Origin of the sequence: Gluconobacter sp., assembly GCF_047722525.1 — a bacterium.
GTDB lineage: Bacteria > Pseudomonadota > Alphaproteobacteria > Acetobacterales > Acetobacteraceae > Gluconobacter.
This window is the reverse complement of record NZ_JBDNYY010000001.1, coordinates 219,328-234,696: the sequence shown is the minus strand read 5'-3', so window position 1 is coordinate 234,696 and position 15,369 is coordinate 219,328. Positions and strand designations below refer to the sequence as shown.

Sequence of the window (15,369 nt, the reverse complement as noted above, 5' to 3'; positions counted from 1 at the left end):
CCGCCGGGGCCCTCTCCCTAGCCGATTGGCGGGATTCAGGAAAGGTGGCGGACGATTTCGGGAAGCAGGGTTGCGTCTCCGCAGGCCAGGACGGTGTCGTCACTTTCAAGGGTGAGCGGTTGTCCCTGCCAGTCCGTGATGCGGCCCCCCGCTCCTTCCACGACCGGAACGAGCGCCCCCCAGTCCCAGGGTTTCATGGTGCATTCGGCGATGACGTCGATCTGACCGAGAGCGAGGAGGCCGTAAGCGTAGCAGTCTCCACCCCATGATGTGCGTCGGGTGTGTTTCTGCAGCTTGGCAAAGCGCGGGGCATGCCCCGCGGTCATGATTTCGGGGGCCGTGCAGGAGAGTTCGGCTTCGGCGGCCTTCGGGCAGGGACGTGTGCCGATGGTGCCGGGCAGACGGTCGGAGAGGAACTGGGTCGGGCGGCCGGAAACGCCGATCCAGCGTTCGCCGGTGACGGGCTGGTCGATCACCCCCAGAACGGGACGGCCCTTGTGAAACAGGGCGATGAGCGTGCCGAAAGTGGGGCGTCCGGTCAGGAAGGCACGCGTGCCGTCGATGGGATCGAGCACCCAGAGCCAGTCGCTGCTGGCGCCGCTCATGCCGTTTTCCTCACCCAGAATCGCGTGTTCGGGCAGGCGTTCTTCCAGGATGGTGCGCATGGCCTGTTCAGCCTGACGGTCCGCGATGGTGACGGGGCTGTCGTCGGATTTGGCATCGGCGCGAAGGGACGTCCGGAAATGGGGCAGAACGGTCCTGCGGGCGATGTCTGCGCAGGCTGTCGCGGCTTCGATGGCAGTCTGCAGAACCGTTTCACTCATGATTTTCGTCTATTCCCGTCGCTTGAGCATGGCCTGAGATTGACGCCCGTTGTGGCGGGCGGCATCAGAGGGGCCATGTATCCGATCATCGTCATTCCCTCCAGACTTGCTTCGACCCGTCTGCCGCGCAAGCCCCTCGCTGATATTGGTGGTGTTCCAATGATCGTCCGTGTTGTCCGTCGGGCGCTGGCGGCAAAGATCGGGCCGGTGGTCGTGGCGGCGGGAGATGCGGAGATCCTTGATGTCGTCAGGGATATTCCCGGCGTCCACGGCGTTCTGACCGACTCGGCGCTGGCGAGCGGCTCGGACCGGGTTCATGCGGCACTGGCGAAGGTGGACCCGGATGGCGTGCATGATGTCGTGATCAATCTTCAGGGGGATCTGCCGCTGATTGAGCCGTCCAGTCTTACGGCTGTCCTGAAGCCGCTGGAAGATCCGGCGTTCGACATAGGCACGCTGGCGGCTCCGGTGACGGGCGAGACCGAGCGCGAGGCCTCGCAGGTCGTGAAAATTGCCTGTGCGTTCGGTGAGAATGACGTGACGCGGGCGCTGTATTTCTCACGTCTGCCCATTCCCTGGGGCGAGGGGCCGCACTGGCATCATGTGGGGGTCTATGCCTGGCGGCGGCAGGCGCTGGAGCGTTTCGTGTCTCTTGCCCCTTCCGCGCTGGAGCGGCGGGAAAGTCTGGAACAGCTTCGCGCGCTGGAGGCAGGTATGACGATCGGCTGTGCGAGGATTGACCATGCACCTCAGGGCGTGGATACGCCTGCTGATCTGGAACATGTGAGAGGGTTGGCCTGATGTCGGTCATTGCATTTCAGGGCCGTCCCGGCGCCTATTCCGATCTGGCCTGCCGTCAGGCGCGACCCGGCTGGACGACGCTGCCCTGTCCGACCTTTGCCGATGCGATCGATGCGGTCCATGACGGCCGGGCCGACGAGGCACTGCTGGCGTGTGAGAATACACTCGCCGGGCGGGTGCCGGACATTCACTCGCTCCTGCCCGATGCCGGACTTCATATCGTCGGGGAATATTTCCAGCGTGTGGAGCACTGCCTGCTTGGCGTGCCGGGGGCAGAAATCGGGGACGTACGGCGGATTCACACGCATCCGGTCGCGATGGGTCAGGTCCGCAAGCTGATCAGCGAACTGGGTGTAGAGCCCGTCATACAGTTCGATACGGCTGGCGCGGCGGAAATGGTCGCGCAGTGGGGCCGCAGGGAGGATGCGGCGATTGCGTCTTCGCTCGCAGCGGAACTGAACGGCTTGGTGGTGCTGCGCAGCAATGTGGAGGACGCCTCGCACAACACGACGCGTTTTTATCGCGTCGCCCGAAAACCTTGCATTCCTTCCCCTGAACGCACAGATGTGCTCACGACCCTGCTGATGCGGGTTGGAAACTGTCCGGGCGCGCTCTATGCGGCATTGGGTGGATTTTCCCGGCATGGTATCAATATGACGCGGATCGAAAGTTATATGCTGGACGGTTCGTTCGCGGCGACGCAGTTCCTGATGGATGTCGAAGGGCATCCGGAACAGGCCCCTCTGGCGGCGGCGCTCACGGAACTGGAGCAGGTCAGCGACGATCTGAGAATTCTGGGTGTTTACCCAAGCAGCCTCTCGCGTCAGGCGTGAGGGCAGGACAGGCAGAGCCCATGACAGAAGGCGGAACAATGGCTGACACGAGCATGTATCAGGGGTCGCTGACGGCTCTCGTCACTCCGATGCATCCTGACGGACGGATTGATTTCGACGTTTCGGCAAAGCTGATCGAGCGTCAGATCGAAGCGGGTACCACAGGTCTCATCCCGGCCGGCACGACGGGCGAGAGCCCGACGCTCTCACATGAAGAGCATGGGCGTGTTGTGGCGCATTGCGTCGAGACGGCGAATGGCCGGGTGCGGGTCATGGCCGGCGCCGGCTCCAACAGTACGTCCGAAGCCGTCATCATGGCCAAACATGCCCATTCTGTCGGAGCCGACAGCGTGCTGGTGGTTGTGCCGTATTACAACAAACCATCGCAGGAAGGGCTGTACCGTCATTTCATGACGATCGCCGATGCAACACCGCTGCCGCTCTTCCTGTACTGCATTCCGGGCCGCTCTGTCGTGGACATCTCGGTCGCGACCATGGCGCGTCTTGCTGAACACCCGAATATCGTTGGAACCAAGGACGCCACGGCCAACATGGCCCGGCCGATTGCGGTACGTCGTGTCGTAGACAAGCCGTTCAACCAGCTTTCAGGTGACGACAACAGTGTCCTGTCATTCCTTGCCGCGGGGGGTGACGGATGCATTGGTGTGACGTCCAATGTCGTGCCGCATCTGTGCGCCGACATGCATCTGGCCTGGCAGGAAGGGCGGATCGAGGATGCGATCGCCATTCAGGATCATCTGACGCCGCTGCATGATGCCATGTTCATGGAAAGCAATCCCGGACCGGTGAAATACGCCCTGTCGCGTCTGGGTCTGTGCAACGCGACGCTGCGCCTGCCTCTGGTCGAGCCACAGGAGGCAACGCGCCGGGCAATCGACGAGGCTCTGCGTTCCCTCGAGCTTCTGGACTGATTGCAGGTATGGCGGGAAAGAAAACCAAGAGCGGCATGATTTCTCATGGAATGGCCGCCCAGAACCGCAAAGGGCGGTTTGACTATACGATTCTGGAGACGACGGAAGCGGGAATCGTCCTGAAAGGGCCGGAAGTAAAAAGCCTCCGTCTCGGACGGGCGACGATCACGGAGGCTTATGCAGCCGAGCGTGATGGGGAAATCTGGCTCTTCAATTCCTATATTCCGGAATATCAGGGGGGCGTTCTTTCCCGTTTCGAGCCTCGTGCACCCCGCAAGCTGCTGATGCACCGCAAGCAGATCGCTCATTTTCTTGGGGCGGTCAGTCGTGCGGGCGCCAGTCTTGTGCCGCTGGATATTCACTTCAATGCCCGTGGCATGGCGAAAGTAACGCTTGGTCTGGGTCAGGGGCGGCGCAAGGAAGACAAGCGGCATGCCATTGCCGAGCGTGACTGGAAACGCGACAAGGCCAGACTGGTGCGGAGTAGCGGCAAGGACTACTGATCCGGTTCGATCTGGGAATAATGGTGGGAAAGGTCGGGATTTCCCGGCCTTTTTTCATGCTTGCTGCCGGGATGAAGACATGAAAAAAAGCCGCTGCAGCAAAGGCTGGCAGCGGCTTTTTAGTCAGACCGAAGTCCGGATCATTCAGTCAGCGCTGATTTCAGCAGCTTCCGGACCCTTCTGGCCCTGAACAACCTTGACGTTGATCGTCTGGCCTTCGTCAAGCGTCGGCAGGCCGGAGCGCTCGAGAGCGGACGCATGAACGAAGATGTCCTTGCCACCGGATTCCGGCGTGATGAAGCCGAAGCCCTTCGTGGCGTTGTACCACTTGACCGTGCCACGCATGTCTTCAGCGCGGGACAGGTCAGGAGCCGGACGGCCCGGACGTGCACCACCGAAGCGGGGCTGGTCACCGAAAGCAGCGCGGGGACGCGGTGCTTCTGCAGTGCTCTCGTCAACGGAGAGGACTTCAGCGACCTGACGGCCCTTCGGACCCTGGCCGATGCGGACCACAACGGTCGCGCCCGGGTTCACGTTGCTGACACCAGCATTGGTGAGGGCGTTGGCGTGCAGGAAGATGTCGCCCGAGCCATCGGACAGTTCAACGAAGCCGAAGCCCTTTTCAGTGTTGAACCACTTCACGCGGGAGCTGATTTCCGGGCCTGAAGCTGCGACGAAGCTGTTACGACGGGGCGCGCCGTAGCCGCCACCACCATTTCCACCACCAAAGCCTCCACGATCGCCATAGGACGGCTGGGACGAGTATGTGTCGTCAAACCCGCCGCGGCGAGGTGAGTTGAAGCTGCTGCGGTCGGTTCTGTTGTTTCTCAACGGTCTAATCCCGAGACTGGGGTGTCATGATAGGGCGGACCCTGCCGTGACGTAATTTCAAAAATTTGGAAAAAAACGACGCTGTTTCTCTCCTGCAGCAATCCCTAGCACGCTTTTTTCCTTCTCTGCCACAGGGAATATGGGGCTGAAACATAACTCGCGCTAATTTTAAGATTGGGATGAGACCCGTCGACACTTTGATTCCGGTCGTGAAAATGACATACACACGTTTCCCAGTACTTGGTGGTTCCCGATCCCGCGCGTAACAGAGGTGCCCATGCGAAGCCGACTGACTTTTTCCATTGGAGCCACTGCCGTGCTGGCGCTGTCTTCCACTGCCATGGCCACGCCGTTGCAGGATCCGTACGGAACCTGGACCGTCCAGGGTGAAAATGACGCCATTTCAACACTGAAAGGGACGTCGGATCAGTATTATACGTCTGGTCTGCGCATCAACTGGACGTCCGGGACGGATAATCTACCCCGCCCGATCGCGAAGCTGAACCGCACTCTCATGGGTGAGGGTGTCCAGCGTATCAGCATCGGTCTGCAGCAGATCATCGATACGCCGCGCGACACGCAGGCCGATAATCCGCCGAAGGGCGACCGGCCCTATGCCGGTCTGCTTCTGGGGACGGTGAACCTCATCAACGATACCGACCTTTCCCGGACCGTAATGGGAATCCAGTTCGGCATGCTTGGTCCGTCAGGACTCGGGCGTCAGGTCCAGAACGGATTCCACAAGGCCATCAGCGATACCCCGAGCACGGGTTGGGGGCACCAGCTTGCGAACCAGCCGATCTTTCAGGTCCAGGCTGGCCGGATCTGGCGTCTGCCGGTCCTGAATGTCTATGGCATTCATGCCGACGTGTTGCCGGCGATTTCGGGTGCGGCGGGTGATTATCGGACCTATGCCGATGTTGCGACGACGTTCCGCATCGGGCAGGGGCTCGACAGTGATTTTGGCAACGCGACGATCGGACCGGGGCTGGACGGCACGGATGCCTTCCGCGCGACTCGTCCTTTCGCCTGGTATTTCTATGGCGGCGTCGAAGGACAGGCCGTGGGGTATGACGTGACGCTTCAGGGCAGCACGGTCCGTCCCAATGCACCGCATGTCGACAAGGTCTGGGATGTGGGTGAGATCCACGCGGGCGTTGCCGTGATGTGGCATGGCGTCCGCCTGTCCTACAGCCAGAACTGGCAGACGGCCCAGTTCCAGACGCAGAAGGCCGGGTTGTTCAACTACGGATCGCTCAAGCTCTCGGTCAAGTTCTGACGCTTCCGGGATCGGGAATTGAAAAGGCCGCTTTCCTTACGGGAAGTGGCCTTTTTTCATATCTGGGCGAGATGCGGGACGTGGCTGTCCCGGACCGGGGCTCCCAGCAGATAGCCCTGGACTTCCTCGCAGCCATTGGCATCGAGCAGCGCCATCTGGTGCTCCGTTTCCACCCCTTTCGCGCAGCAGGTGATGTTCAGGGAACGGGCAAGGGAGAGGATGGCGTACATGATCTCATCGGCACGCATGTCCTCACCCAGATACTGGACGAAGGCCCGGTCGAGCTTGATCTGGTCCAGCGGGTAGATCCGCAGCCGTTCCAGTGAGGAATAGCCCGCCCCGAAATCATCGATGGCAAGGCGTACGCCCAGGGCGCGGACGCGGGAGAGTTCGCGAAAGGCGATATCGGACGGACCGAAGGGCCTGCATTCCGACAGTTCGATCTGCAGGCGTCCGGGAGGAAGGCCGGTTTCCGTCAGAACAGTATCGACGAGGGGTGCAAGCCGCTCGTTGACCAGCCAGACGGGCGAGACATTCACACAGACCCGTAGGGGAGTTGGCCAGCGCAGGGCGGCCAGGCAGGCATTGCGCAGGCTCCAGCTATCGAGTGCCTCGATCATGCCGACTTCCTCGGCGTAGCGGATGAACAGGTTCGGGGCGACTTCGCCATGACCGGGGCGGTTCCAGCGCAGAAGGGCCTCATGCCCGACGATTTTCTGGGATGCCGTATCGACGATGGGCATCCATTTCAGAAAAAGAGCATCATCCCCGACCGCCTTGAGCAGATCCTGCTCGAGATTGGAGGTGATGGCATACGCGTTGGTGAGTTCCGCACTGGCGCGACGCTCGTGTCCGCCGCCGGTGCGGTTGGCCTCGGTCAAGGCGGCGCGGGCGGCGAGGATCAACTGGTTCGCGTCCTCGGCGTCCTGCGGGTAGACGCTCCAGCCTGCGGAAATCGAGAAGGGAATGGCCCCCATATCCAGCGAGACGGGTGTGCTGGAAATCCGCAGGATTGCGTTGACCAGCGAGCGCGTCGTGACGGCCGTCGTTCCCGGAGGGGTCAGGACCATGAAATGACCGCCCCCGATCGAACTCAGGAAACAGCCTTCGGGCAGAACGGCTTTGAGACGCCGGATCATTTCCGCAAGGATCAGATCAGCCGTGTCCCATCCGTAACGTTCGTTGATCAGCGAGAGATGATCCAGATTGAGATGGATCAGGCTGAAAACGGCCCGTCTGGAGAGCTTCGCCGTCTTTTCCATGAACTGGTGCAGGACGCGGAGGCTTTCCTCCCGGGCGGGAAGGGCTGACTTGCCCGGATGTCCTGCCGTTTCACTGGCAAGCTGGGCCGCGACGTCCTGAAGGGAGCATCGGGCCGTTGGAGAGAAGCTTTTGCCAGAGGGGCAGAGGGCGATGAGGAACTGCGGGGCCTTGCCTTCAACCGACCTGTTCGGGAGAGCCAGCCCGATGAGGGAGCAGTTCTCAGGAAACGGGCAGGAGAACACGGAGGAACCACCCTGCTCCTGATTCGCCGCAAGAATGATCCTGCCTGCGGCCGCCTCGTGCAGCACTGCCGGAATGGTTCCGGCGGACTGGAGGAGACACGGTGTGCCGATGGCAGTGATTTCCAGCAGGGCGACAGCGGATCCCCCCGTCGCGGGCAGCAGCAGGCGAAAGAGGAGGGAGCGGCTTTCCGAAGAGGTGCCAGAGTATTCGTGCAGGGTCTCTTTCTGAGCGTCTCTGGCAGGACTGCTCATCACGCGTGTACTCCATGAAATTCAGTTGAATGCATTACTGATCAAGGGACAGAATGATGTCCACATGAACTTTTCTGTCTAACCGGAAATCAGAAGTCTGTCCGTGTCATTTCGGTCAAATATTTCCAGAAGAAGTCTGAGCGCATGGCCCCGGGGACCTTCCAGATGTGGATTGCGGGCGATTTCGCGCTCGCTGTCCTGCTGCATGGCGGTCAGGAGCAGGCTGAGACGCGCACCCTGCGCCAGACGGAAGCCGGGAAGTCCGGACTGCCGGTCGCCAGCGATGTCTCCCCCGCCGCGGATCCGGTAATCCTCATCGGCGATCAGAAAGCCGTCATTCGTGTCGCGCAGAAGGCTCAGACGCCGGACGGCGGTCGGTGTGGCGGCCCTGTCGTGGAGCAGCAGACAGAAAGACTGTTTCGAGCCGCGCCCGACGCGTCCGCGAAGCTGGTGGAGCTGGGCCAGACCGAAGCGTTCGGCCTGTTCGATGACCATGACGGAGGCAGCGGGGATATCCACACCCACTTCGATGACGGTCGTAGCGACGAGGAGGCGCGTTTTGCCGAGACGGAACGTGTCCAGCGCGTCCTGTCGGACGGTGATGTCCTGTTTGCCGTGCGCGAGACCCACAAGCCCCTCAAAGCGCTGCTCCAGTGAGGCCCAGCGCTCTTCCGCCGCTGCGGCGGCCTGCGTTTCGCTGTTTTCGATGAGAGGGCAGACCCAGAAGACCTGAACTCCGTCACGCAGGGCGCGGCTGATTCCCGCGAGCACGCTGTCGAGCGAGTCCATGCTGTGCAGGGTCGTGCGAATCGGCTGGCGGCCCGGCGGTTTCGAGTCCAGTCGGCTGACGCTCATTTCACCCCATTCCATGAGCTGGAGTGTGCGGGGAATGGGCGTTGCGGTCATGACGAGAATGTCCGTCGCTTCGCCCTTGGCGCTCAGGTTCATGCGCTGGCGAACGCCGAATCGGTGCTGCTCGTCAATGACGGCGAGGCCGAGATCATGGAAAGTCACGCCATCCTGAAACAGGGCATGGGTGCCGACGACGATTTTCGCACTTCCATCTACGATGGCCGCAAGCGCCTTGCGCCGGGCCGCGCCCTTGATGGTGCCGCTCAGATAGACGCATTCGGTCGGACAGAGACGGGAGAGCGTTTCAAAATGCTGGCGAGCAAGAATTTCTGTGGGTGCCATAAGGGCAGCCTGCGCGCCAGACTCGACGGTCTGAAGCATGGCGTTCATGGCCACGAAGGTTTTGCCCGCGCCGACATCGCCCTGAAGCAGCCGCATCATGGGCGTTGAGGCCGAAAGATCGGCGGCGATTTCGGCAATGGCGATGGTCTGGGCGTGGGTCGGTTTGTGGCCGAAGCGGCGCAGCATTTCGGCCTGGAGTTCGCCGGTGCCGGGCAAGCTGCGTCCGTGCCGCTCCCGGGCCTTAAGGCGCGCAAGCCCGAAACAGAGCTGATCGGCCAGAAGTTCATCGGCGGCGAGGCGGGACAGGGCGCGGTTGCGGACAGGCTCCCAGGCGATTTCGGGCGGAATGATCTCGGGGGACTGCATCAGGCGCAGGGCCTGCGTGAAAGACGGCCATTTCCGCTGGGTGACGAGAGCCGGGTCCAGCCATTCCGGGAGATCGGGCAGGAGCGTCAGGGCGGCGCGCATGGCCTTGCGAACCGTATAGGGAAACAGGCCTGCGGTCAGGGGCCAGACGGGTTCGAGCGAGGGAAAGCTGTCGCGTTTGGCCCAGCTTACGACATGGTCGGGCTGGGGCATCGTCAGATCGCCCTGAAAGGTTCCGGTCTTGCCGGAGACGAGGAGTTCGGCGCCAACCGTCGGGCTGGGCATGTTGCGCGTCTGGAAGAAGACCAGATCGAGCTTCCCGGTGTCGTCCTCGGTGCGGATGATGGACGGCTGTCCGGGGCGGCCGGCCTTGCGCAGGGAGAGGACGCGGACATGGGCTGTCAGGATTTCGCCGGGTGCGAGATTGTGTCCTTCTGCGACTGTGCGCAGAATGCGCCGGTCAACAACCCGTTCGGGCAGGGTGAACAGCAGATCCAGCACGCGGCGGCCGCCCGCGATCTTCTCCAGCAGGGTAGCGTGCCGGGGACCGATGCCGGGCAGGCTTGTCAGCGGTGCGAAGAGGGGGGCGAGACGTTCGTCCCGGGCTTCGGGGCGCTGTTCCGTGTCGGGATGGGAGGGGAGAGACTGCGGGAACGGTTCGGACGGCATCGTGACAACGGGCGCTTCCCGTGCTCCTCGGGCTGACAGGCGATGGAACGGCAGGTATAGGGCATTAGCAGGATGGAACAAAACGAAACCATGACCCGTGAAATGTCCACAGCCTCCTTCGGCAGGTCTTTTGGCCCAACCGTCTGGGGCGTGCCGGATGGCAGTGTGGCCTTTCTTCTCCGACAGCGCCTTGCCGAGCATGACGGCCCCCTGCTTCACGTTGCGCGCGATGACGCCGCCGTGGCCGCGCTGGCCGACATGCTGGCCTGGCTCATGCCGGAAGTGGAGGTTCTGCGTCTGCCGGCCTGGGACTGCCTGCCTTACGACCGCGTCTCGCCCAATCCGGTTCTGATCGCCGAACGGGCCGGGACGCTTTGTCGTCTGCTGGAGCCCACGAAAGCGCGGCGGATCGTTCTGACGACCGTGCACAGTCTGGTGCAGCGCGTGCCCCCGCGCTCGGCGTTCCGGGGACAGTCCATCAGTGTGAAGACGGGCGAGAGCCTCGATCAGGCCATGCTGATCGAGCTGCTGGTGGCCAATGGCTACACCCGGACCGATACGGTCATGGAGGCAGGTGAGTTCGCGACGCGGGGCGGGATTTTCGATCTGTTCCCAGCCGGCGAAAGCGACCCAATCCGGCTGGACCTGTTCGGGGATGAAGTCGAGAATATCCGCGCGTTCGATGTCGGCACGCAGCGTTCCACCGAAACGCTGAAGCGCTTCGAGCTGCGCCCGGTGTCCGAGTTCTCGCTCGGCCCGGACAGCATCAGCCGCTTCCGGACAGGCTGGCGCGATTCGTTCGGCCCAGCCGCAACATCCGATACGATCTACGAGAACGTCTCGGACGGGCGCCGCTATCCGGGGCTGGAGCATTATCTGCCGCTTTTCCATGATGGTGACGGACACCAGATGGAAACGCTGCTGGATTACCTGCCGGGCGGGGCGGTCAGTTTCGACCATCATGCGCCGGAAATCCTCAAGGCCCGGCTGGACATGATCGCCGATCATTATCAGGCCCGACGTGTCCCAACGCGGGAAGGCGAGATCCCGTACCGCCCGCTGCCGCCGCACCGGCTGTATCTGGATGCTCACGGCTGGGAGGCGATGCTGGCGGATGTGCCCTCCGTCATCCTCAATGCGTTTGCCATGCCGGACACAGCTCAGGGCGTGGACGCAGGATACCGGCCCGGCCCGCTGTTTGCCCGCGCCAAGGACGGAAGCCGGGCAGGGATGTTCGAAGCTTTCGGGCAGCAGGTGAAAACCTGGGCCGAGGCAGGGCGCAGGACCTATGTCACGGCCTGGAGCCGTGGGTCGCGGGAACGGATCTCGCATCTGCTGGCAGAGCATGGCGTCACGGCCACGTCCTATGAGGACTGGCCGGATGCAGCAGGAATGCCGAAAGGCACGACCGGCCTGCTGACGCTGGGGCTGGAGCGCGGGTTCGTCTCGGATCGTCTGTGCTTCGTCTCCGAGCAGGATCTTCTGGGGGAGCGGATTTCCCGACCGCCCCGCCGTCGCAAGCGTGGCGAGCAGTTCATTTCGCAGGTGGGCGAGATCGCGGAAGGGGATCTGGTCGTTCATTCCGATTACGGGATCGGGCGCTATGTCGGGCTGGAGACGGTTGTCGAAGGCCGCGTCGCGCACGACTACCTGTCGATCCTCTATGATGGAGAACAGCGGCTTCTTCTGCCGGTCGAGAATATCGAACTTCTGAGCCGTTTCGGTTCCGAGCAGGCCGGGGTGCAGCTCGACAAGCTGGGCGGGACCGCCTGGCAGGCGCGCAAGGCCAAGATGAAGTCCCGCATCCGCGTCATGGCGGGTGAGCTGATCAAGACAGCCGCAGCCCGTGCGCTCAAGGATGCGCCGACGCTCGCACCGGCTGAAGGGCTATGGGACGAGTTCTGCGCGCGCTTCCCGTTCGTGGAGACCGAAGACCAGTCCCGCGCGATTGCGGACGTGCTGGAAGACATGAGCGCCGGGCGGCCGATGGATCGGCTGGTCTGTGGTGATGTGGGTTTCGGCAAGACGGAAGTGGCACTGCGGGCGGCGTTCGTGGCCGCACTTTCGGGGATGCAGGTCGCGGTCGTGGTGCCGACGACACTTCTGGCCCGCCAGCATTTCCGCAGTTTCTCGACACGCTTTGAGGGCTTTCCGGTCAATGTCGCGCAGCTCTCACGTCTAATAACGCCCAAAGAAGCCACGAAGGTCCGCGAGGGCATGGCGAATGGTACAGTGGATATCGTCGTTGGCACCCATGCGCTGCTGGCCAAGAGCGTCGCGTTTGATCGGCTGGGCCTTCTGATCATCGACGAGGAGCAGCATTTCGGCGTGGCGCATAAGGAACGTCTGAAGGCGCTGCGTGAGGACGTGCATGTCCTGACGTTGTCGGCCACGCCACTGCCCAGAACGCTTCAGCTTTCGCTGTCTGGCGTGCGGGAAATGAGCCTCATCGCAACGCCGCCAACGGACCGTCTGGCGGTACGCACATTCATAACGCCCTTCGACAGCGTCATGATCCGCGAGGCGATCCAGCGGGAGCGGTTCCGCGGCGGCCAGATTTTCTGCGTCGTACCGCGGCTGGCGGATATGGACCGGATGGCCGAGCGCCTGACGGAAATCGTGCCGGACGCCAAGACCGTTCAGGCCCATGGACGCCTGACGCCCACGGAACTCGAACGTGTCATGACGGAGTTCGCGGACGGGAAATACGACATCCTGCTCTCCACCAATATCGTGGAAAGCGGGTTGGATATGCCGAGCGTCAACACGATCATCATCCATCGGGCGGACATGTTCGGACTGGGGCAGCTCTACCAGCTTCGTGGACGTGTCGGGCGGGGCAAGCAGCGTGGCTATGCGTATCTGACCTGGCCGCAGACACGTCCGCTGTCTCCGGCGTCGGAAAAGCGGCTTGAGGTCATGCAGACGCTGGATTCACTGGGCGCTGGCTTCACGCTGGCCTCCCATGATCTGGATCTGCGTGGTGCGGGCAACCTGCTGGGTGACGAACAGTCCGGGCATATCAAGGAAGTCGGGATCGAGCTGTATCAGCAGATGCTCGAAGACGCCGTCATTGATATGCGTCGTGAGCGCGGCAAGCGTCAGGACGACGAAGATAGCTGGACCCCGACCATCATTCTCGGCCTGCCGGTGCTGATCCCCGAAGCCTATGTGCCAGACCTGCCGGTGCGTCTGGGGCTGTACCGGCGCATTGCATCGCTGACGAACGAGGCCGAGGTCGAGGCCATGCGCGCCGAACTGGTGGATCGTTTCGGATCGCTTCCGCCGGAAGTCGGCAATCTGCTCGATGTGGTGCTGATCAAGCGTCTGTGCCGGGAAGCCGGGGTGGAGCGTCTTGAAACCGGACCGAAGGGGATGGTGATCCAGTTCCGCCGCAACCGGTTCCGTAATCCGGCTGCGCTGATTGACTGGGTGACGCGCAAGAAGGAGTCGGGCGTGAAGATCCGCCCCGATCACAAGCTTGCAGTCATCCGCGAGATGACGAACGCGACCCGCATTGGCTATGCCAAGAAGGTCACGACCGTTCTGTGCAAGATGATCCGCAAACTTGAAGCGGCGAACTCAGGGGACTGAGAACGGCAGCGGAATGCGGTTGACGGTCACGACACCGCCGCTCAGTCCGATGTCCCACAGGGTCGCGTCTCCGCTCTGACGTCCCATCAGCCGGGCAATGGTCAGGGCAGCCACGACCTTCTTCGGTGCGGTGTCACGGATTTCGCCGATCAGGGTTTCGACATTCGTGACACTCACATGGAGATCCGCCGCCGAGGTTGACGCCGTGGCGCCGGGCTCGATGGTGCCCTTGCCATCAATGGCGCTGGTGCCGGAGATGGCATGCAGGGCGTTGATCGTGATCTGCTGACGTGCGGTATCGAGGCCCTGGACCGTGAGATCAGCCGAGAGCTGTGTGGGCATAAGCGGTTGTTTGGTGTCGTGGATGCCCGTGCCCTCCACCTTCAGGCGCAGATCCGGTGTGGTCTGGACAGCCTGGATCGACGCCCTGCGGATGGTCATGTCGTGGCCGGGACGGGCGAGTGTGACATTTGTCCACGTTGCCTGTGGCGTACCTGTACGGATATCGCTGCTGTTGATCCCGAGGCTCTGGTCCCTGCAGGCGGCACTGATGCCTCCCCGAAAGGCACTGAGAGCGGCATAGGCGGCAACGGCATTGAAGCGCTCCAGCGTAGCGCTTTCCACATGACCCGATGGGTCGGACAGGGTCACACCATGAATGTCGAGCGTGATGTCAGTTCCGGTCAGCGTGGCATGAAGGGTTTTTGCAGTCAGGTCATGCGCGGCGCTCTTTGTGCCAGCGAGTTCATAGGTAAAGCAGGACGCCGGGAGATTGGAGAGCGTGGAGGCGCCGGCCATGGCAGGCATCAGAAGCGCGGCCGTCGCGGCAAGGATCGTAAGGCGACTGAACATAAAGGGATTCCGGGTGCTGGAGAGAAGGGTGAGAACGTTAAGACTGTCTTAGGGAATGAAGGGATAGAATGACGGACCTACTCCTTTTCCGGAGAAATACGCATGTCTTCTTCCATTTCCGCCATGCCCGCCATTCCGCAGTATGTCTCGATCATCAAGGATGAACAGGCTTCGGCGAACAAGTGGGAAAAAACAAGCGTTTCCGCCCAGCAGGCTGTCACGGCTTTCCAGAAGGATGCCTCTTCGATCAAGACGCCTCAGCAGCTCCTGAAAAACTATAAGGCGCTCAAGGTTGTTCTTGGGGCTTACGGAATGTCCAAGGCGATTGGTGAGACGGCCGTCCTGACGAAGCTCATGACGCAGGATCCGACCTCCGCCAAATCTCTTGCCCAGACCAGTGGAAACGCGTCCTGGAAGGCGTTTGCGAAGGCATTTTCCGACTGGTCGACGTCTCCTCTGGCATCGTCCGACACCATCCAGAGTATCACGCAAAGCTATCTGACCAACAGTTACGAAGACAGTCTGGAAACAGAGACGCCGGGTCTGGGGGACGCGCTGTACTTTACGCGGACTGCGACGACGAACATGAGTCTCGAGAACGTGATGGCTGACCCGAAGCTTCTCAAGGTTGCGGAAGTCGTCTCCGGTTTCGATACCACGCAGTTTGGTGCGCTGGATTACGATCAGCAGGTGCGTCTGCTGGGATCGAAACTCGACATGTCCAAGCTCAGCACGACCAAGGGGATCCAGCAGTTCGCACAGCAGTATCTTGCCCTGTTGCAGATTCATCCCACGGCGACCACGACGCCTGCAAGCATGCTGACCCTGTATGGGGGAAATGGTTCCACGACGGGCATCCTGTCGCTCTTTACCGGAAACTCCGGCAGCGACAGCGGTTCATCATTATATTCTGCCCTGTTCTGAGCGTTTTTCC

The 15,369-nt window shown here is 61.9% G+C and carries 12 protein-coding genes; 7 read left to right on the top strand and 5 right to left on the bottom strand.

The features are described from left to right. Nucleotides 1–35 precede the first annotated feature (35 nt). A complete protein-coding gene (locus ABF859_RS01125; protein WP_415525321.1) occupies nt 36–824 on the bottom strand; it encodes an inositol monophosphatase family protein in 789 nt (262 codons plus the stop codon). 75 nt (nt 825–899) lie between these two features. Between ABF859_RS01125 and ABF859_RS01120 the strand changes: the two genes are divergently transcribed. Genes ABF859_RS01120 through smpB form a run of 4 tightly spaced genes read left to right on the top strand, consistent with a single transcriptional unit; the run spans nt 900 to nt 3,893 of the window. Next, the gene (locus ABF859_RS01120) at nt 900–1,625 is read left to right on the top strand and encodes a 3-deoxy-manno-octulosonate cytidylyltransferase (protein WP_415525319.1); all 726 of its coding nucleotides are present in this window, start codon (nt 900–902) and stop codon (nt 1,623–1,625) included. Next, on the top strand, nt 1,625–2,458 hold the full coding sequence (locus ABF859_RS01115) for a prephenate dehydratase (RefSeq protein WP_415525317.1): 834 nt from the start codon (nt 1,625–1,627) through the stop codon (nt 2,456–2,458). The genes ABF859_RS01120 and ABF859_RS01115 overlap by 1 nt, the downstream gene beginning before the upstream one ends. 38 nt (nt 2,459–2,496) lie before the next feature. Continuing rightward, nucleotides 2,497–3,390, top strand: a complete 894-nt coding sequence (dapA, locus tag ABF859_RS01110) for a 4-hydroxy-tetrahydrodipicolinate synthase (RefSeq protein ID WP_415525315.1) — start codon at nt 2,497–2,499, stop codon at nt 3,388–3,390. 8 nt (nt 3,391–3,398) lie between these two features. Then, a complete protein-coding gene (gene smpB / locus ABF859_RS01105; RefSeq protein WP_011251661.1) occupies nt 3,399–3,893 on the top strand; it encodes an SsrA-binding protein SmpB in 495 nt (164 codons plus the stop codon). A 144-nt stretch (nt 3,894–4,037) separates the two neighbouring features. Here the strand turns inward: smpB and ABF859_RS01100 are convergent, their stop codons facing one another. Beyond that, nucleotides 4,038–4,724 carry a cold-shock protein gene (locus ABF859_RS01100; RefSeq protein ID WP_011251660.1) on the bottom strand — a complete coding sequence of 229 codons (687 nt, stop codon included), beginning with the start codon at nt 4,722–4,724 and terminating at the stop codon, nt 4,038–4,040. A 277-nt stretch (nt 4,725–5,001) separates the two neighbouring features. On the opposite strand from ABF859_RS01100, the gene ABF859_RS01095 reads away from it, so the two are divergent. After that, entirely contained in the window at nt 5,002–6,003 is a 1,002-nt protein-coding gene (locus tag ABF859_RS01095; RefSeq protein ID WP_415525313.1) for a lipid A deacylase LpxR family protein, read from the top strand. A 56-nt stretch (nt 6,004–6,059) separates the two neighbouring features. On the opposite strand, the gene ABF859_RS01090 is transcribed toward ABF859_RS01095, so the two are convergent. Continuing rightward, nucleotides 6,060–7,760, bottom strand: coding sequence for a putative bifunctional diguanylate cyclase/phosphodiesterase (locus ABF859_RS01090; RefSeq protein WP_415525665.1), 1,701 nt, complete (start codon nt 7,758–7,760; stop codon nt 6,060–6,062). A 78-nt stretch (nt 7,761–7,838) separates the two neighbouring features. Further along, on the bottom strand, nt 7,839–9,989 hold the full coding sequence (gene recG / locus ABF859_RS01085; protein WP_415525311.1) for an ATP-dependent DNA helicase RecG: 2,151 nt from the start codon (nt 9,987–9,989) through the stop codon (nt 7,839–7,841). A gap of 72 nt (nt 9,990–10,061) precedes the next feature. Between recG and mfd the strand changes: the two genes are divergently transcribed. Then, nucleotides 10,062–13,583: a transcription-repair coupling factor gene (gene mfd / locus ABF859_RS01080; RefSeq protein ID WP_415525309.1), complete on the top strand. Its 3,522-nt coding sequence runs from the start codon at nt 10,062–10,064 to the stop codon at nt 13,581–13,583. On the opposite strand, the gene ABF859_RS01075 is transcribed toward mfd, so the two are convergent. Continuing rightward, nucleotides 13,572–14,435: a DUF2125 domain-containing protein gene (locus ABF859_RS01075; protein WP_415525307.1), complete on the bottom strand. Its 864-nt coding sequence runs from the start codon at nt 14,433–14,435 to the stop codon at nt 13,572–13,574. The two genes, mfd and ABF859_RS01075, sit on opposite strands and share 12 nt — an antisense overlap. A gap of 102 nt (nt 14,436–14,537) precedes the next feature. On the opposite strand from ABF859_RS01075, the gene ABF859_RS01070 reads away from it, so the two are divergent. After that, on the top strand, nt 14,538–15,359 hold the full coding sequence (locus ABF859_RS01070; protein WP_415525305.1) for a DUF1217 domain-containing protein: 822 nt from the start codon (nt 14,538–14,540) through the stop codon (nt 15,357–15,359). Nucleotides 15,360–15,369: the final 10 nt, after the last annotated feature.